The organism is Rhodoligotrophos appendicifer (assembly GCF_007474605.1).
GTDB classification, from domain to species: domain Bacteria; phylum Pseudomonadota; class Alphaproteobacteria; order Rhizobiales; family Im1; genus Rhodoligotrophos; species Rhodoligotrophos appendicifer.
Genome location: NZ_VHKL01000016.1, coordinates 1 through 18,403 on the forward strand (window position 1 = coordinate 1; position 18,403 = coordinate 18,403).

Sequence of the window (18,403 nt, forward strand, 5' to 3'; positions counted from 1 at the left end):
GTTGCGACCTCTATGGCTTCCTGACCACGGAGCCCAATGCAGAGGTGGCGCCCATCCACCCCAAAGCCATGCCGGTGATCCTCACCACGGCGGAGGAGCGCGATGTCTGGATGCGGGCGGACTGGTCGGAGGCGGCCGCGCTGCAGGACTCTGCTTTGATCAAAGCGGCGTGTCAGCAGAGCTTGCACGTCCACGAATAGAACAGCCCAATCTTGCAGGCAGTCGTGTCCGGTTTAAGTTAGAACAAAGTGCTGAAAGGCCAAAGAAATCAGCAGGTGTAAGCGGGCTCAGCGGCCGCCGTGCTGTGTTCTAACCCATTGATCCTGCTGATCTCGGGTATGACTGCCGGGCCCACCATTCAGTCTGCTCTGATGAAGGACGGCTGGAGCAGTTACGGGTTGATCCCCGCCTTACCTGCCTTCAGACGCCAGTGATCTGCGACTGAGGCCGCCAAAGGCCTTGGCTCGGAGCTCGTAGGCGATTGCTCGCTCCAGCACCTGCCGCTTCACCCCCCGAGGCGGAAGATGGTCAAAGATCTTCTGCCATTGGGTGGTGAGCTCGCCGCGGGGGCAGGTCGCGAGCCGGGGCAAGCGATCTTCGAGCGGTTGGAGCTTGGAGCCCTTCATCCCCATTCGCTTGCGGATGGTGCCGGACAGAAAGCCTGGACACTGTGGCTCCAGGTTATCCGAAGCTTGCACTGAGACGAGCCCGGGTAACGGGCCGATGCGATGTCTGTGGCGGCGTTCAAGGTGGGAACAGTACCGCTCTGTTCGAGGGCGAAACCAGGCGGGGCTGGCGATTCCTGAAGCTGCAGTTCCGCTTAGGTCGCTGTTCGTCTATAAGGGAGTGTATTACAGGCAGTCCCCGTGGCCGGATCCCCAATGACGCCGACGCTCTTCGCTCGTCGACTTTGAAGCGTAGGATTGCACCATGACGACCTGTGGCGCAGTATTCGGTACTGTTGCCGAGATGGTGCCGGAGGTTTGGCATATCCCGCGCCCAATGTGTGGGGGCTTCCCATGGCCGATGCCGCGGGTGACACAAGCTACTGGCACCAGGATGCCGCTGACATGGCGGCGGCGTTGGGCAGCGGGCGCGGCGGCCTCAGCTCAGGCCAAGCGGCCGCGCAGCTTGCCACCATCGGCCCCAACAGCGTCGAAGATGCGACGCGTCTGAGCGCCTTTCGACTGCTGTTGCGGCAGTTCGAAAGCCCTCTGGTCCTGATCCTCGTTTTTGCCGCCACCATCTCGCTGATCCTGCAGCAATGGGTCGATGCCGGTATCATCCTTGCGATCGTGCTGGGCAGTTCGCTGCTCAGTTTCTTTCAGGAATATCGCGCCTCAACGGCGGTAGAAGAACTGAAGAGAAGCCTCACTCTGACATCCCGGGTCCTGCGCGACGGGATGGATCGAGTCTTTCCCGTGTCGCAAATCGTTCCGGGCGACGTCATCCTATTGTCGGCAGGAAACCTGATCCCGGCAGACGGGCTGGTGATCGAGGCACAGGATTTCCTGGTCAGCGAGGCCAGCATGACGGGCGAGTCCTTTCCCGTCGAGAAGCGACCGGGGATTATCGCTGCCCAAGCGCCCATTGCGGAGCGGACCAATACTGTCTTTCTGGGATCCTCAGTGCGCAGCGGCACGGCCAGAGTTCTGGTCGTAAGGACAGGGCGGCGGACGGAATTCGGCACCATCGCCGCACGGTTGCGGGCGCGCCAACCCGAGACGGATTTCGCGCGCGGGGTAAGGCAGTTCGGCTATCTGCTGATGCGGGTAATGGTCCTCATCGTCCTTTTCGTTCTGACGGTGAACTTCCTGCTCGATCGCCCGGTGATGGAATCACTCCTGTTCGCCGCGGCGCTCGCGGTGGGGTTGTCACCGGAACTCTTGCCGGCCATCATCAGTGTCACACTGTCGGCAGGCGCTCGCGCCATGAGCAAGCGCGGCGTCATCGTGAGGCGCCTTGATGCGATCGAAAACCTTGGCAGCATGTCGGTCCTGTGCACCGACAAGACCGGGACGCTGACCGAAGGCACCATAGTCCTGTGCGAGGTTCTCGATGCAACACATCGCCCATCGGACGCGGTGCGGCAGCTTGCCTATGTAAACGCCGCGTTCGAAACCGGCATCGAGAACCCGCTGGACGCCGCCATTGTCGCGGTTGGAGAGGCTGCCGGGCTAAGCACCGCTGGTCTGACTAAGATCGACGAGATCCCCTATGACTTCGTACGCCGCCGTCTGACCATCGTGGTGGCTCAAAAGGATGTTCCCGGCCAACATCTGTTCGTCACCAAGGGGGCTTTTGGTGAGGTGCTGGACATCTGTACTACGTTTGACCGCGACGGTACCGAGGTGATGCTGGATGCCGCCACACGGTCAGACCTCAAAACGGTTTTCAAGGAGAGAGGCGAGCAAGGGTTTCGCGTGCTGGCGCTGGCCACGCGCAGCGTTGCCGCGCAACCTGACTATGACCGCGCGGACGAGCGCGAGATGGTTTTTCGGGGCTTCCTCATGTTCCTCGATCCGCCCAAGCCCGAGGCAAAGCAGACCATCCGGAACCTCGCCCAGCTCGGCATCGCCATCAAGGTGATCAGCGGCGACAACCGCCATGTCACCGCTCATATGGCCGAGGCCGTGGGATTGGATGTAGGAGCAATGCTGACCGGCGAGGAGGTGGCGGGGATGAAGGACGAGGCGCTGTGGCACCTCGCGCCGCGCACGGATCTTTTCGTCGAGATCGATCCGCAGCAGAAGGAGCGCATCGTGCGCGCCCTCCAGCGCACCGGACATTCTGTCGGCTACCTGGGAGACGGCATCAATGACGCACCGGCACTCCATGCCGCTGATGTCGGCATCTCGGTCGCAGAGGCCGTCGACGTGGCGCGCGAGAGCGCTGACATCATCCTGCTGAGCCGTGACCTAGACGTACTGCGTCAGGGCATCGAGGACGGGCGGCGGACCTTCGCCAACACGCTGAAATACATTTCCATCACAACCAGCGCGAACTTCGGCAATATGATCAGCATGGCGCTGGCCGCACCCTTTCTGCCGTTCCTGCCATTGGCGGCCAAGCAGATCCTGCTCAACAATTTCCTCTCGGATCTTCCGTCCCTTGCGATATCCAGTGACAATGTGGACCCCGAGCGCGTCTCCGGTCCACAGCGCTGGAACCTCCGGGACATCCAGCGCTTCATGATCGTTTTCGGACTGATCAGTTCGGTCTTCGATCTGCTGACCTTCGGTGTCCTGCTCTATGTTTTCCATGCGGGACAGGCGCTGTTTCAGACCTCATGGTTCATGATCTCGCTGCTGACGGAATTGGCGGTGGTTCTGGTCCTGCGCACCCACAAACCCGTCTTCCGCAGCGCGCCCAGCCGCTTGCTTCTGTGGTCGACACTTGCGGCGGCCGCCGCCACCTTTGCTATTCCTTTCCTCCGCGCAGTCAGTGGACTCTTCGGCTTCGTGCCGCTGTCGGCTACGGAACTGACCGCCGTGGTGGCGATCGTCGGCGCATACATTGTGGCCACGGAGATCGCCAAGGCGTGGTTCTTCCAAGCCGAGACCACCGCATCGTCCCAGACGACACCGACATCCAGGGGCGCTGATGCGGATCACGGAGAGCGACATCCGCCCGAATAGTTCACCCCTTGACGCGCCCTCGGACGGCGTGAGCCCGCAGCACAATATTGCGAGTTGGCCATGCAGCTTTTGGGGTTCCGCGAATTGATTGCCAACGTCCAAGATGGGGTCGTGAGTTGCCGCCGGAGCGGCAGCGGTGAAAATGCGGTTGTTCCGCAGCTTAGAGAAAAGCCGCCCGTCCGCAGCCGGCCTCAACAGCAAGACATCAATTGCGGGATAGAGCGTGGCAAACATTCAGTTCAGCGCGCGGCAATGGCGGTCGCCAAGGCCCCAATCCCCCGCATAATCGCGTCGTGGCTCAGGCCGGCATATCCCATTATGAATCCGGCCTGAGCGGGTCGGGGAGCGCTGGGGTGATAGAGCGTCGACACTGGATGGAGGCCGGTGCCGGCCGCATGCGATAGTGCCTGAATTTCGCCTTCTCGGTCGGCGGCAAAATTCTTGAACCAGATAACGAGATGAAGCCCAGTCCCTGCGCCCTCGGTCACAATCGACGGGCCCAGATGATCAGCCAGCGATTTTAAGAGTACCTCGCGTCGTTCCGCGTTTCGGCGTCGGACACGGCGCACATGGCGATCATAGGCACCGTTCGCCAGCACGTCAGCCAAGGCCTCTTGCTCAAGGTGGGGCGTATGGCGATCTGTCAGACGCTTGGCGTCCGTGAAGGCTCGGCGCAAGGGTGTCGGCACGACTAAATAGCCGAGCCGAAGCGTCGGCGAGAGTGTCTTCGAGCAAGTTCCCACATAGATCACTCGGGCTGGATCCAAGGTCTGGAGAGGTGGAATGGGAGCGATATCGTGGCGATACTCGCCATCATAATCATCTTCGACAATGCACGCGCCTGTCTGTTTGGCCCATGCAAGAAGAGCTCTGCGGCGGGTCGCTGAAAGCACACCCCCGAGCGGGAACTGATGAGATGGGGTTACATAGGCAAGCCGGGCCGCAGGCAGATCGTCTGTTCGAAGGCCCTCCTGGTCAACCGGGACCGATATCTCGATGCCGCCAGAAGCAACAAAAGCCTGTCGTGCCAGGAGATATCCTGGGTTCTCCATCAGGAAGAAATCGCCAGGATCGAGCAGGAGGCGCGCACATAAATCGAGACCTTGCTGCGAGCCGTTCACCACGATGATCTGCTCTGGAGTACAGTTGATCCCTCGCGACCTCCATAGATAGCCCTGCAATGCCACGCGCAGGGAGGCCAGTCCCTGCGGATCGCCATACCGCAATCGCGGGGTGCGCCGCAGTTGCGCCTTGTTCAAAGCCCGCTTCCAGGCCAGCATCGGAAAATCCATTCCCGACAGATCCCCATAGCGGAAGTCAGCAATGCGGGCGGCTTGTCCCGCTGGCAAAATGGGGAACTTCAGCAACCGGCTGGCGAAGGCCGAGAGACGATGGGATGCTCGATCGTTGGATGGTGAGGCCGGCTCAGCACGCTGCAATCCAGTGGACACGATCGCACGGGCACCTGGTTTGGTGATGAGATAACCTTCAGCGATGAGCTGGTTGTAGGCCGCTGTCACAGTCGTGCGGGAAGTCCCCCACTCGGCTGCGAAGGCCCGGGTCGATGGCAGGCGGTCGCCGGGCTTGTAGTGACCATCGTGTATCTGAGCCTTGATCGCGGCAATGATGCTGGAGCCGATACCGTCCTTCACAAACTGGACCACAAAAACGCCTCCAAACTGGTCATTCCCGAATTGCCAGATTGTGGGCATGTGTTCGGCAGATGCAAGGAGCTCTGCGATGTACATCCCTCCCGCTTTTCTCGATAACGATCCCAGGATGTTGAGGGCGACGATCCAGGCGGCACGGCTGGCAAACTTCGTGACCGCGACCTCCGAAGGACCGATGGTCACGCCTCTGCCTCTCTTTCTCGATGAGAGTGAGGGTGAGCGGGGCGTAATCTATGGTCATCTTGCTCGAGCCAATCCACAGTGGCGTCTCCCGCCGATCGGTGACGGCTTGGCTGTCTTCATGGGACCGGACGCCTACGTGACGCCTGCATGGTATGAGACGAAGCAGGTGACCGGTAAGGTCGTCCCGACATGGAATTACGTTGCGGTCCATGTGTTCGGTCCGGTCGAGTTCTTCGACGATCCGGCTCGATTGTTGGAGGCGGTCCGTCGTCTGACCACTCTCCACGAGAGCGAGCGGTCATCGCCTTGGGCGGTCTCGGATGCCCCCGCGGACTTCATTCAGTCGCAGCTTCGCGGCATCGTGGGGCTGCGCATGCCGGTTGCGCGGATGGAAGGTAAGCGCAAGATGAGCCAGAACCGGACCGAGGCTGATCGTGCGGGGGTCGCGGCGGGTCTGGCGGAGAGCGAGCGTGCTTCCGACCGGGAAGTGGCTTCCCTCATCCCTCGAACGTAACCGGTCCGGGCCGCTCCTTCCTGCGTGCGCGCCAGGCCTGATCTGAGCCAAATCGGGGTGTATTTCCGTGCAGCCTTCCTAGTAGCCGTCACGCCTGGCCCGGGGCTTTCTACGGCGCTGCCAGGACCCTCGCCGGCGGTCGCCCAGTATCTCGCTCGGCGCCACCGCCAGCTGCGATCGAGCCGTCCGCGGGCGTCAACCGATCACATTCTAAAGGTTTTCTCTGCCTTGCGTGGTCTGTGCTCCTCGATAATACGGTATGATCTCCGACGGTTGCAGCCGGGTGAGCGATTTTCGGCCCAGAAAGAAGACGCCGCTTGCCCCATCTACAGCGTATGACGGGGGCACAAGGCGGTCGAGATACTGTGCCCAGAAGAACAGGAGCTTTGCGACCTTGCCTGCTCTCTCCGACCGGAACAAGCTGCGAACCAGATAATCCATGGACCACATGAATTGCAGACCCGGGCCGCCACTGGCGCCGGAGGCGAGGCATTCGAAGTCCCTGAACAGGTAGCGGTGTCCACTCTCGGTGAAGCGGGTAAAATCAAAGGCACCCTCATGCACCTGCTGCATGAAAGGGGTTTCTGAATAAACCAACCCTCGTGGCTTCAGCACCCGCCAGATCTGGTCAACCACCATTTGGGGCTGCAGAACATGTTCCAGCACCGCCTGGACGACGACGGCATCAACGGAGCTTTCCGGCATGGGAATTTGATGAGCATCCGCAATGAATTGAGTGAGCTTCGAGCGATAGATGTCAAAGCTGTAAACTGTCAGCCTCGGATGGTCGTAAATGGGTTGCATGCCCTGGCCGATGCTGCCACCTCCCACAATAAGCACACTTGAAGGATTCGGGTTCTCCTCCAATTCGGTGATCAGGCGGCGGACATTGGTCCTGGTGGAGGATTTGTGTGGAGACAGGAGCCGCTTTATGTGCGCGGTCACACCGCTGTAGCGGGGCCTCTCGACAACACTGGCCGCGGCGTTGACGATGACGTCGTCTGCCGTCAGGACCGAATTCTGGAAGTCGATGAGGACCGGAATGTCTTCGATGATCGGATATTCGGGTTGCGGATCAGTCTCCAAACTGCTCGCCACCAGCTTGTCATTGCTGCGCCGAAGAGGGTATCCGGTCTTAGGACAGCGCAGGAGTGCCATGCATTCGGAGGGTGTGGCGAGCATTTCCAGGCTTCCTCAAGATCGCGCTAGCTGCCCTCTGTGGTATCCGTCATCCAGCCATGCGTAATGGCAAAGCGAACAATCTGAGCGCGGGAATGGAGGCGGAGTTTTTCAGTGGCTCGCGCCTTGTAAGTTTCAATGGACTTGATGCTGATATTGGCCCGGGCGGCGATCTCCTTGTTGGAGAAGCCCAAGGCCACCATACGCAAGACGTCCTGTTCCCGTGCGGTGAGCCCAAGAGGATCGACTGATTTTGCTAGCGCAGCATGAGCATCTCCCGGCGAGGTCATCTCCAGGGCCGTGGGTGGGTCAAAAAACAGACCGCCCAGCGTGACGGTGCGGACCGCGAGCAGGAGGTTTTGGCCTGCGGAGCATTTCTGCACAAAACCCTTAGCGCCGGACTGCAAGGCGCGCTGTACGTAGCTTCGATCGTGGTGCAGCGTCATAATGACAACATGGACGTTGCTGTGGCGGTGGAGGATCTGCTCCGTCAGCACAAGTCCGTTTATATCGGGCAGAGATACATCGAGAATTGCGACATCAGGTTTGGTTGCCTCGATCAGGGCCAATGCATCGGTGCCGTTACTGGCCTCGCCGACACAGACGATGTCGTCTGAGCTTTCCAACAGAGCGCGTGCGCCTGCCAGTACAACGGGATGATCATCAACGATGATTGTCCGGATCGGCGCGCTCATGGCGCTCCCCATGGTCTCCGACGCCGTCGGGGTATCGAGGCCCGGAGATGGGTCCCTCCCTCTTCTCTGGTCCTGACTGAAAGCGTCCCTCCAAGCGGGGCCAGCCGCGAGATCATACCGGCGATGCCGGAATGATTATGGTGATCCTGCATCTCCGTCGGGCGGGGCCGATCAAAGCCAGCTGGTGGGGGTCAGCGAACAAGCACTCACCCATGTGCTTCTCTACGCGACGGTGCTGCTGTTCTGCATCAACGGATTTCCGACAGCTGTGATGCGGTTGGCGGGTCGGTTCAGGATTGTCGCCTATGGATCGCTGGCCAGCGTCCTGTTGCGTCTGCTCCTCTGCTTGATCGGCTTATGGCGAAATGAGAGCCTTGCCTATTTCGTGGCTGTGTGGGGCGTCACGCAGATCCTGGGCTCACTCGTCTTCCTCGGTCTCGCCTTCTGGGAACTGCGGCGTCAGGGCGTGCGACACCTATTTGCAACCAAACTTGTAGGCGTCACTCAGCGGTTTAGGGGATTGTGGCAGTTCACCATCGGCAGCAATGTGGAGCTCACGCTACGCTCAAGCGCCAATGAGCTCGATACGCTCTTTGTTGGTTTGATTGCGGGCCCCGCCGCCGCAGGCCTCTATCACATGGCCAAACGCCTCGGCCGCTTGGTGCTGCAGTTGGGTGTGCAGGTTCAGGCTGTGCTCTATCCTGACGTTGCGCGACTATGGGCGCAGCAGTTGCACGCCGAATTTCGTCGGGCCGTTCTGCAGGTGGAAATCATGTTGGCGGTGTTCGGTGTTGCATTGATATCAGCAACTGCGCTCGCCATTCGGCCGGTCCTCTCCTGGACAGTGGGAACAAGCTTCGTGGAGGCGGCGCCGTTAGCTGTCGTGCAGATGATTGCCGTCGCCATGACGCTTAGCGGCAGCGCCGTGCGAACCGCATTGCTGGCCATGGGAAGGCAAACATCCGTGCTGAAGATTGTTGCAGGCGCGACAATCGCCTTTCATGCGACTGCCCTCACGATGATCCCATTAATAGGAGCGATGGGCGCCACTCTAGCGCATGTGGTGATGGCGGCGATCTGGATCGTCGGTCTCAATCTGGTCTACCGCTCGGCGTTGAGGAGCGGTCCATGATAGCCCGCGCGAGCGGACTGCATCGTCGACCACTTTGTCCCATGCGCTCATAACGGTGTCGCTGGAGAAGCGCTTGGCCGACAGGGCGGCCTGCATGCCAAGATTGCGGCGCAGGCTTTCGTCTCCGAGCAGATGCGACAATGAGGCGGCAAGCGCCGTAACATTGCCGGCCGGGACAAGGAGGCCGTCCTCCCCATGAGAAATCATCTCACGGGGTCCGAACTTGCAATCGAAAGACACTACCGGCAGGCCGGCCGCCATGGCCTCCATGAGCACAATGCCCCAGCCTTCATACCGCGATGACAGCACAAAGACGTCCGCTGTCTCGAGCCAGGACCCTGGACGTTCGCTTACGCCAGCGAAGCGGACGCGGTCGGATAGGCCGAGCTCGTCGCGGAGCATCGTCAAGTTGATGCGCTCCGGGCCCTCGCCCCAGATCGTCAAGGACCATTTCGGATGGTAGGGCGCCACTTGGCCGAAAGCTTCGAGGAGAAGGTCGAAGCCTTTTTGCGGCACAAGCCGTCCGACTGCGGCGATGATCCGCCCGCTGCGTTTGGGTACGATGTCAGACGGCACATTGACCTGATTGGGAATCACCCAGCTGCGCCGGCGTTGCTTGGGTGGGAAAGACTCCATTGCTCCGTGGGTCATCGTGACGAGACCGAATGCATGGGGATATGTGAGGCGGCGCAGGCGGGACCAGATCGGCCCGAAGGTCTGGGCCTCCGGATTGTTGCGTTCGGACACGACGACTGGAATGCCGGACCCTGCCGCCGCCAGGACCGAGAGGATGTTGGTGCGGGTCAGGAAGCTCACCACGAGGTGGGGTTTGAGTCTCAGGAATTCTGAACGCAGGAGGCGCAAGCGATTTGCAGCCTTGTAGGTACCACGCAGGATACCGTTCTTGTCCACGGGTACGCCGAGGCGACGCAATACGACGCGTGACGAGAGCGGGTAATAAGGCGCGGTCTCCGCTGCCTCCAAAGATATAACAGTAATGCTCCAGCCGCGCTCGGCCCAGCGGCTGGCAATGGTGCTCACCACGCCCTCACTGCCGCCCGGCCCCAGGGAGGGGAGCACCATCACAATCCGAGGAAGGCTCCTGGCCACTGCCGAGCCCGCTGCCTCTTCTCGTTGGACCGGCTGTGAGGTGGCCAGTTCGAGGCGCATGGTCCCTTAACCTCCCCGTGGGGCAATCGCTGCCGCCGCTTCGTCGACCGTCCTCACCAAACACCAGGAGAAGGGTGGCGGTAAGCTCCGAATTTCCTGACTGGCCACACTGCGTGACCCTCGCTCCAATGAGGCCAACCACAGCTGAAAGCTGCGCAATGCGCCCCTCGCCCGTCACAGTGTGCTTTCCATTTATCGGTGACGAGATAGGAGGAAGCCATATCTCGGCGATAAAATTGGTCGAAGCCCTCGAGGCGAACGACATTCAGCCCCTCATCGCGCTCCACCAGGAAGATGGACCGGTGGCCGATTACCTCCAGCAACGGCGGCTCGCCTATGTGTCGGCGCCAGGTCCGGCGCTGGCAAAGCGCGGCAAGCAGGCCGATACGCTGCGCGCTTTTGCCCGCAGTCTGCGCCATGCGCGCGCACAGGCCCGGTTTTTGACGGATCATGCGGTTGATATCGTGCACACCAATGATGGCCGCAGCCATGTCCAGTGGGCACTTCCGGCAAAATGGGCGGGTGCTCGCCACCTTTGGCACCATCGCGGTGACCCGGATGCGGTTGGCGCCAATCTGCTGGCCCCGGTCTTTGCCGATCACATGATCACCGTGTCACGTTTTGCGCGCCCGCAGGGGCCGGTGTTCCAGCTTGGACACAAGCTCTCCATTGTTCACAGCCCCTTCGATCACCCCAAGGCACTGGGCGATCGGGCCGCGGCCCGAGCTATGCTGATCGACGCGCTGAAAGTTCCGCCGGAGACAAGGTTTCTCGGCTTCTTCGGTCTCTTGATTGACCGCAAACGTCCGATTGCGTTCGTTGAGGCAGTGGCAGCGTTCGTCACGCGATATCCAGAGCTGCCGGTCATGGGGCTGCTCTTCGGCGTGCCCGGGAGTGAAGCCCCGGATTACGATCAACGCGTGGTCGCCCGCGCCCGCGCCCTCGGCGTGGAAGGCCATGTGAGGCTGATGGGGTTCCGGGAGCCGGTGGAGCCATGGATGCAGGCCGTGGATGTATTGCTTGTGCCGGCCGTTCGTGAGCCCTTCGGCCGTACGCTGATCGAGGCGATGTTTCTGGAAACGCCAGTTGTGGCAACGGATCACGGCGGCAACCCTGAAGCGATCGAGAACGGAGTGACGGGAAATCTGGTGCCGGCGGACCGCCCGTGGGAGTTTGCCCTGCCGGTCCATCGGCTGCTCACGGATGACAGCTACCGCCAGCAGATCACGGCGACGGCACGGTCTCATGTGCTTGCGACCCACAGCACCGCGGCGCATGTGGCCGCAGTGTGCAAGATCTACCGCACGCTGTTGTCCGAACGGCAGCATGGCGATCTTCATCGCGTTCGGTGGAATGTCCCATGACGTTTGAAGACATCGATTTTCTGATCATCGGCGCTACCAAGAGTGCGACCACCTGGCTTCAGCACTCGCTGCAACGGGATCCCGCGATCTTCATGCCCGGACCGGAGCTCCACTATTTCAGCCGGGAGTTTCAGCGAGGGGAGCAGTGGTATCTCAAACATTTCGAAAAGCTCCCAAAACCCCGGCTCATCGGGGAGAAGTCAAATTCGTACCTTGAAAACGCAGAGGCCGCCCGCAGGATCGCGCGTGCGTTACCCGAGGTCCGCCTCATCGCGCAGCTCCGAAATCCAGTCGATCGGGCATATTCTGATTACTGCATGATGTATCGGCGAGGGGAGGTCAGCCGCGATATCGACGCCTATCTCAATCCCCGCGTGTCTCAGGACACACGCTTGCTAACGGCCGGCTTTTACTTTGAGCAGCTTAAGCCATTCTATGACCATTTCCCCGCCGATCAGCTGTATGTCACGTTCTATGAAACGGTCGTCAGCAACGCTCCGGACCATATCGCGGGGGTCCGGCGGTTCTTAGGTTTGGGCGGCGCCGGACAGATACCAGCAGTAGAGGGTAAGGTGAAGGACAAGGCGATGCCGATGCTTGACCCTCGGCTGCGCCGGTGGCTGAAACCTTTCAAACCCATAGCCGCGCCGCTGCGACAGATGCCTCTCTTTCGCCGACTGCACGGCATGCTGGCCGCTGAGATCTCCTATGACATGATGTCAGAGAGCCTGAAGCAACGGCTGGCTGGGCATTACGCGGGCGATGTCGAGAAATTGGAACGCCTCGTCGGCCGCGACTTATCGGGCTGGCTCACAGGCAAGGTATCCATCGACGCCAGCCCCTCGATTTTCAGTTAGCTGATTACGCAGATACCGAAACCGCGGCGGGGGTTTAACTGACGTCCCGATGGGGGTTTGGCTCCTTCCATTTCATCTGAAATTTCGCAAAGTAAGACCTCCTGTTTCCGACCTCTCCGCCAGGGAAATAGAAAATCGATCCTGATTTCATCCACGAAGATCCTCTCTAAACTACTAAGGCTTTTATTCTTCATATAAACCAAGAATAAAATCATGGATGACTTGCCATGGTCGATGAAAACATATCCACAGGTCAAAGAGCTTCATCCACGCTGATCCCCGCTCGCGCGCCTGACCTTCTCGACACGCTCCGTGACGGAGCAAGGAGCCGCAAACTTGTTCAGCATTGGCTCGGCAAAGGACAGGCTAGCTTAGCTTATCGCAACGCCCGAAACAGGTTACGCTCCGTCGTACGGGCCACAATTCGCAATCGGCACCTCTACGTCACGGACCTCAGTATGAGTGCCTTCTCGCTCGCTTTGTCCACGGCGCTTCGGGTCGGCCCGGCCGAGGTAGCTGCGGAGCCGGATCGGGTTCACGCCCTCTTTGCCATCACCGTCGCATTTACTGCGATCTGCGCTGTCACTTTTCCCTGCGTCGGCCTCTATAACCGCAACTGGAAATATGCGTCTATTCCGGATTACCTGGGCATTCTGCGCGCGGTGGTGATCGTGTCTCTGGCGTTAGTCACCGGCATGTTCTTCTACTCGCGGCTTGCCTTCGTGCCACGATCGACGATCGCAATCGAGATCGTCATTCTGGGATCCTTACTCGCCGCTGTAAGGCTGTCCTTCCGCCAAGATGATCTGAAGATCTTCCGGCATATCGCGCATCGCGCGGCCGAACGACGGGAACCCCTCGTGCCAGTACTGCTCGTGGGGGCCGGGCATGAGGCCGATCTTTATCTTCGCGCCCTGCAACGGGATCGGAATGTCACCTACTGGCCCGTTGGATTTCTGGACGATTCAGACGCCGAGATCGGCTCGCTTCTGCGCGGTGTGCCCGTTCTCGGCACGACGGAGGACTTTGAGGCGGTTTTCACCGAGCTCGACTTGAGAGGGCAGCGGCCACGCCATCTCATCTTCACTCTGCCGCCTTCATCGATCGAGGGAACAAGGGCAGAGCGGCTCATTCGAGCTGCCGATGGGCATGGCATGGTCGCCTCGCGCCTGAGCTCTGCGACTGAACTCAAAAATCCGCTGAGGCGCCAGGAGTTTGAGCTGCGGCCAATCGAACTCACCGACCTTCTGGAACGGCCTCAGAAAGCCCTCGATATCGCCGCCATGCACCGTTTCGTTTCCGGTCGACGCGTGTTGGTGACGGGGAGCGGAGGTTCGATCGGCAGCGAACTGACCAGGCAGTTAGCGGCCCTCGGGCCATCACATCTGACGCTTCTGGATAGCTGCGAATTCAACCTCTATGCAATCGATCTCGACCTCGGCGAGCGTTTTTCAGGTGTTCCGCGTGCAGCTCATCTTTGCGATGTGCGCGATGTTGGACGGGTGAATGAAATGTTCGCTCGCTACCGCCCTGAGCTCGTATTTCACGCTGCTGCGCTTAAACATGTGCCGATGGTCGAACTCAATCCATGTGAAGGCGCGCTGACCAACGTCTGTGGCACCGTGAATGTGGCTGATGCCTCCAAGCGATGGGGCGTTGCGGCCATGGTTCAGATTTCTACTGACAAGGTGGTGAATTCGACGAGCGTCATGGGTGCAACCAAGCGGATTGCCGAGCTTTATTGCCAAGCTCTTGACCTGGAAGGGGTGGCCGACATGGACGCGCCCCGCTTCATGACGGTGCGCTTCGGCAATGTGCTGGGATCGAGCGGCTCGCTGATCCCGCTGTTCAAAAGCCAGCTGGCCAGGGGTGGGCCGCTGACCGTGACCCATCCCGACATGAAGCGCTTCTTCCTCACCATCCGGGAAGCGGTGGAACTGACGCTGCAGGCCTCCGCCTATGGGCTGGAGAAGCAACTCGGACAAGGTGAGATTTTCGTGTTGGATATGGGCGAGCCTATCCGGATCATTGATATCGCTCACCGAATGATCCGGCTTGCGGGCTTCACTCCTGATCGCGACGTGAAAATCGAAATCATCGGCAGTCGTCCCGGCGAAAAGCTGTTTGAGGAGCTTTTCGATTCCTCCGAGCGGCGCGTAGATCCCCCGGTTCCGGGAGTGTTTGGAGCCGTGCCTTCACCGGTGCCCTTGCCAATCTTGCGGCAAACCATTTCTCAGCTGCAAAGAAGTGCTGTTCGCGGCGATTGCGGCGGCCTGTTCCAAGCAATGCAACTGGTCCTGCCGAACTTCCATGGAAGCGCTCCACAACATTCAGAGGACGCAGTGATGCAGTGATGGCCATTTTTCCTACAGTCGCAGCATGGCCATCTGCTCTGCGTGCGATGATCGCGATCGGCCTGTTTGTCGCTTTCCTCGCCTCACCTGCTCATGCGGATGAGGCTGTACGAAGCACACAGGTCCACGAAGCCCTGGTTCGAGCGGCCTCGTTCTATGCGGGCTTATCGGTGCGGGGTTCCTATGTATGGAAGTATTCGACCGATCTCCGTCAGCGGAGGGGCGAGGGTATGGTGGGCCCGACTGAGGGATGGGTGCAGCCCCCTGGAACGCCAGCGATTGGCGCGGCTTTCTTGCGGGTCTACGAGGTCACCGGCGATGCTGCTTGGCTCGGCGCAGCGCGTAACGTAGCAAGTGCACTGATCGAGACCCAGCTGTTGTCGGGAGGCTGGACGAATCCTATTGAAATGGACCCGTCAGCACAGACTCAATGGTGCTATCGCGCAAGACGGCTAACTCCCGAAGACTGCGCGGCAATTCAGGACAACCGGTCACGCAACCGCACCCTTCTCGACGATGATACAACGCAAAGCGCGCTGCGATTCCTGATATGGCTCGACAGCCTCTTCGATGGCCATGATGAGCACGTTCACGACACTGTCCTCTTTGGACTGAAGCGGCTTGTTGAGGCCCAGTATCCCGCCGGCGCTTGGCCGGTCATGTTCGACAGGCGGCCAGTTACCGAAAATCTCCCACCCCTTCGCCAAGCAAAATCGTTGGACGACTGGTCCCGCACATATGTGAAGCCCAGCGGTGACGCTTACTACATCCTGAACGACAATCTTATTGGGGACATGGTTCATCTTTTGCTCGTTGCCGAAAGATATTTCGCCGATCCGGTCTATCTCGACGCCGCAAAGAGGGCCGGTGAGTTTTTGCTTAAGGCGCAACTGCCTCCCCCCCAGGAAGGATGGGCTCAGACTTACAACACACTTATGCAGCCAGTCTGGGGGCGTAAGTTCGAGCCCCCTGCGGTGGCTTCGCGAGAGACAGCCGGCACGGTGACCTGTCTCCTCGAGCTTTACCAACGCACCGGCGACAGGCGGTTTCTAGCAGCCGCCAGGAGGGCGGCGCGCTGGCTTCGATCCGTTCAACTCGCTGACGGCGACTGGGCACGATTTTACGAGCTGGGCACAAACCGTCCGCTGTATGTCGACAATCAGGAGAGGCTGACCTACGACCCGTCGGACCTCCTGAGCCACTACAGTATGAAAGGTCAGAAGGGGATCAACGAAGCCCTCACTGTTTTGCAGAGAGTCGTGCAAGGACAGCCGTTCGGACAGGCACCCCTTTGGCCCGCTGCGCCAGAGGCGCTTTCGCGTGGAGAGTCTGAGGCGCGGATCGAAGACCTCCTCAAGGGACAAGACGGTCGCGGCGCCTGGCCCGAAGAGAATTGGATCAGTAGTGCTACATTTGTGAATGCTGTGTTCCTGTTGGCTGGGAGCCTCGAAGCATCGAGGCTCAAGCCATGATCCGGAACCAACCAACGTGATCGGGGCGCGCCGCGGAATTCTGTCGCGCCTGCCGATCATCTCGCGCGTGGCAGCATATGTTTTAGAGCTTTATGCAGCTCATGCCCCTAGAGCTTTGCGGCGCGGCAAAATCTTCCGATTGATTGCGCGATTTTGCGACGGGCATGTGGTGATGTCGCGGCTTGGTGTGCGCTTGCACGTCAATTCGAGTGATAGAACCAACCAGCTGTGCATTCTCGGGAGGTATGACACAGTCCCAGAGCAAATCGCGAAGCTGAGTCCTGGCATGTGCTTTGTCGACATCGGCGCTAACGCCGGATTGTTCTCCCTCATGGCAGCAGAACAGGTCGGGCCAGAGGGGATTGTCATAGCCTTTGAGCCCTCACCGGAACAATTTGGCTATTTGATCCAGAATATCCGGGTGAATGGAAAGCACAATATACTGCCGCTCCCCATGGCGGTCTCAGACGTCACACAACGAATGGAGTTCTCCGCCGGAACGACAGGCCATAGCGGGAAAGATCATGTTGGAGCCGTGGGCGAGACAACAGGCCTGATCTCCGTTTACGGGGTAAACATTGCCACTGATTTCAAGGCGATTGCTTCGTTCTGTGGTGACCGCAATACGATGATCAAGATTGATGTAGAGGGCTTCGAGCAGAGGGTGTTGCATGGCATTCGCCGCCTTTTGCAGGAGGTGCCGGTCGTCGCGGTTATCGTCGAACTCGACCGTCGATCGCTGAGGCGCTATGGCGCTACACCGGAAGCACTTGCCGCTGAGTTGGCAATGCTTGGCTTTTCTTCAGCCAGCTCGCCGCAAAATGAGCACCATCACGACGAGGTCTTCCTGCGAAGGGAAGCAATGGGAACTTGGGAGCAGCGCCCGCGCGAGACCTCCGGCATCGCATGCGGCAGAGGCCCAGCTCCTCGCGAGCCTGTCTGGGCCAGGACAGGCAAACGCTTGGGCTGGTTCGCCGCGGGGGTCGCTGCCACCTATGGTCTTCTCGTTGCCTTTGTCGCGATCGTGGACCCCTATGGCCTCACCGACATTGTCTCGATCCCAAGGTTCAACGCTGAAAAGACGCAGCGTTTGGATGGCGGCGGCCGCGTTGAGAAATCATTGCAGCTCTGGCGTGAAGACTACGACATCATCATCCTTGGCGGCACATCGGCGCTTATGGGCTTGAACCCCGATGGAGCCTCCTTTGCCGGCCACGGCGCCTACAACGCTGCGATGAAGGCAGCGACAATGGCAGAAATCAGCGCCGTCGGTCGCTTCGAACTCAGCAATGGCAAGCCAACACGGGTTATCATCGGCCTCGATTTTTCCATGTTTGAGGCTGATCGAACCAGTACCCGAGATTTCAGTCAATCCGGCTTCGATGGGGATTGGATGCCGGCCGTATATGCACGATCATTGATGACGCCAGATGCCGTCATCGATGCGGTGCAGACGGTTTACGAGAATATACGCGGGGTAGCAGAACAAATTCGCGATGACGGATTTCAGAGGGTTAGCCTGGGGCGAGAATTCGACTATCGCAAGGCTTTCACAGAGATCCTGGTCAAAGAGTTCCTGGTGCGGGACTGGCATTATGCAGATTTCGACTATGACCCAAGTCGCATTGGAATGCTCAGGGATCTGCTCCTGCGCTATGTCGGCATCAATGCGAAAATCGATGTTTTCGTTTCACCCATTCATGCCCGTCAACTGGAAGCCATGATCGCGAAAGGCATCTACCCGCTATACGAGACTTGGCTCAGATCCTTGGCGGAGGTTGCCGAACTTCTACCCAGCGTCCAGTTCTGGGATTTCAGTGGCTATAACAGCGTGACCACAGAAGAGATTCCCGACTGGGACGATCCGCATCAGGAAATGAGATGGTATTGGAACTCGGCTCGCTACACCCCGGCGACCGGGGAACTGATTATCGCCATCATGTCAGGAATTGGAAACCGCGCGCCGCAAGATTTTGGCAGGCGGCTGAAGCGGAGCACCATCGACGCCATACTTGCGGACAATCAGGAAGACCGCGAAGTATACTTGCGCAACCACATGGACGAGGTGGCAGATGTGCAGCGACTGGCTCGAAGGATGTCGCAGCTGTCGAAAGGCGATTGAGCCTTCGTAGGTGCATTTCGGCCAGCGCTGCGCTCACGAATGGCACATGGTCC

13 protein-coding genes and 1 pseudogene are annotated in these 18,403 nt (G+C 59.7%); 9 read left to right on the forward strand and 5 right to left on the reverse strand.

The features are described from left to right. Positions 1 to 200 (forward strand): annotated as a pseudogene (locus FKM97_RS24380) (hypothetical protein); the annotation flags it as partial. A gap of 210 nt (positions 201 to 410) precedes the next feature. On the opposite strand, the gene FKM97_RS24385 reads toward FKM97_RS24380, so the two are convergent. Further along, a complete protein-coding gene (locus FKM97_RS24385) occupies positions 411 to 626 on the reverse strand; it encodes a DUF2924 domain-containing protein (RefSeq protein ID WP_170241127.1) in 216 nt (71 codons plus the stop codon). A gap of 393 nt (positions 627 to 1,019) precedes the next feature. Here FKM97_RS24385 and mgtA point away from each other — a divergent pair, with 393 nt between their 5' ends. Further along, a complete protein-coding gene (gene mgtA / locus FKM97_RS24390; protein WP_144295072.1) occupies positions 1,020 to 3,638 on the forward strand; it encodes a magnesium-translocating P-type ATPase in 2,619 nt (872 codons plus the stop codon). Positions 3,639 to 3,877: 239 nt separating this feature from the next. On the opposite strand, the gene pdxR is transcribed toward mgtA, so the two are convergent. Continuing rightward, on the reverse strand, positions 3,878 to 5,302 hold the full coding sequence (pdxR, locus tag FKM97_RS24395; protein ID WP_246105255.1) for a MocR-like pyridoxine biosynthesis transcription factor PdxR: 1,425 nt from the start codon (positions 5,300 to 5,302) through the stop codon (positions 3,878 to 3,880). A 76-nt stretch (positions 5,303 to 5,378) separates the two neighbouring features. Here pdxR and FKM97_RS24400 point away from each other — a divergent pair, with 76 nt between their 5' ends. Further along, the gene (locus FKM97_RS24400) at positions 5,379 to 6,005 is read left to right on the forward strand and encodes an FMN-binding negative transcriptional regulator (RefSeq protein ID WP_144295073.1); all 627 of its coding nucleotides are present in this window, start codon (positions 5,379 to 5,381) and stop codon (positions 6,003 to 6,005) included. A gap of 210 nt (positions 6,006 to 6,215) precedes the next feature. Here the strand turns inward: FKM97_RS24400 and FKM97_RS24405 are convergent, their stop codons facing one another. Together FKM97_RS24405 and FKM97_RS24410 are read right to left on the reverse strand one after the other, a co-directional pair. Next, positions 6,216 to 7,187 carry a class I SAM-dependent methyltransferase gene (locus FKM97_RS24405; RefSeq protein ID WP_144295074.1) on the reverse strand — a complete coding sequence of 324 codons (972 nt, stop codon included), beginning with the start codon at positions 7,185 to 7,187 and terminating at the stop codon, positions 6,216 to 6,218. 23 nt (positions 7,188 to 7,210) lie between these two features. Then, positions 7,211 to 7,879 (reverse strand): response regulator transcription factor, encoded by a 669-nt coding sequence (locus tag FKM97_RS24410; protein WP_144295075.1) that lies wholly within the window; start codon positions 7,877 to 7,879, stop codon positions 7,211 to 7,213. A 184-nt stretch (positions 7,880 to 8,063) separates the two neighbouring features. Between FKM97_RS24410 and FKM97_RS24415 the strand changes: the two genes are divergently transcribed. Next, entirely contained in the window at positions 8,064 to 9,011 is a 948-nt protein-coding gene (locus FKM97_RS24415) for a lipopolysaccharide biosynthesis protein (protein WP_246105256.1), read from the forward strand. Here FKM97_RS24415 and FKM97_RS24420 read toward each other — a convergent pair. Continuing rightward, a complete protein-coding gene (locus FKM97_RS24420) occupies positions 8,931 to 10,094 on the reverse strand; it encodes a glycosyltransferase family 4 protein (RefSeq protein WP_246105260.1) in 1,164 nt (387 codons plus the stop codon). The two genes, FKM97_RS24415 and FKM97_RS24420, sit on opposite strands and share 81 nt — an antisense overlap. 323 nt (positions 10,095 to 10,417) lie before the next feature. On the opposite strand from FKM97_RS24420, the gene FKM97_RS24425 reads away from it, so the two are divergent. From FKM97_RS24425 to FKM97_RS24445, 5 genes are all read left to right on the forward strand, one after another. Beyond that, a complete protein-coding gene (locus tag FKM97_RS24425) occupies positions 10,418 to 11,545 on the forward strand; it encodes a glycosyltransferase family 4 protein (RefSeq protein WP_170241128.1) in 1,128 nt (375 codons plus the stop codon). Beyond that, complete coding sequence (locus FKM97_RS24430; protein ID WP_144295078.1) at positions 11,542 to 12,402, forward strand: sulfotransferase family protein; 861 nt, start codon at positions 11,542 to 11,544, stop codon at positions 12,400 to 12,402. Before FKM97_RS24425 ends, FKM97_RS24430 begins: the two co-directional genes overlap by 4 nt. A 458-nt stretch (positions 12,403 to 12,860) precedes the next feature. After that, a complete protein-coding gene (locus FKM97_RS24435; RefSeq protein WP_246105257.1) occupies positions 12,861 to 14,756 on the forward strand; it encodes a polysaccharide biosynthesis protein in 1,896 nt (631 codons plus the stop codon). Further along, complete coding sequence (locus FKM97_RS24440; protein WP_144295080.1) at positions 14,756 to 16,228, forward strand: hypothetical protein; 1,473 nt, start codon at positions 14,756 to 14,758, stop codon at positions 16,226 to 16,228. Before FKM97_RS24435 ends, FKM97_RS24440 begins: the two co-directional genes overlap by 1 nt. 16 nt (positions 16,229 to 16,244) lie before the next feature. Further along, positions 16,245 to 18,350, forward strand: a complete 2,106-nt coding sequence (locus FKM97_RS24445; protein WP_170241129.1) for an FkbM family methyltransferase — start codon at positions 16,245 to 16,247, stop codon at positions 18,348 to 18,350. Positions 18,351 to 18,403 lie beyond the last annotated feature (53 nt).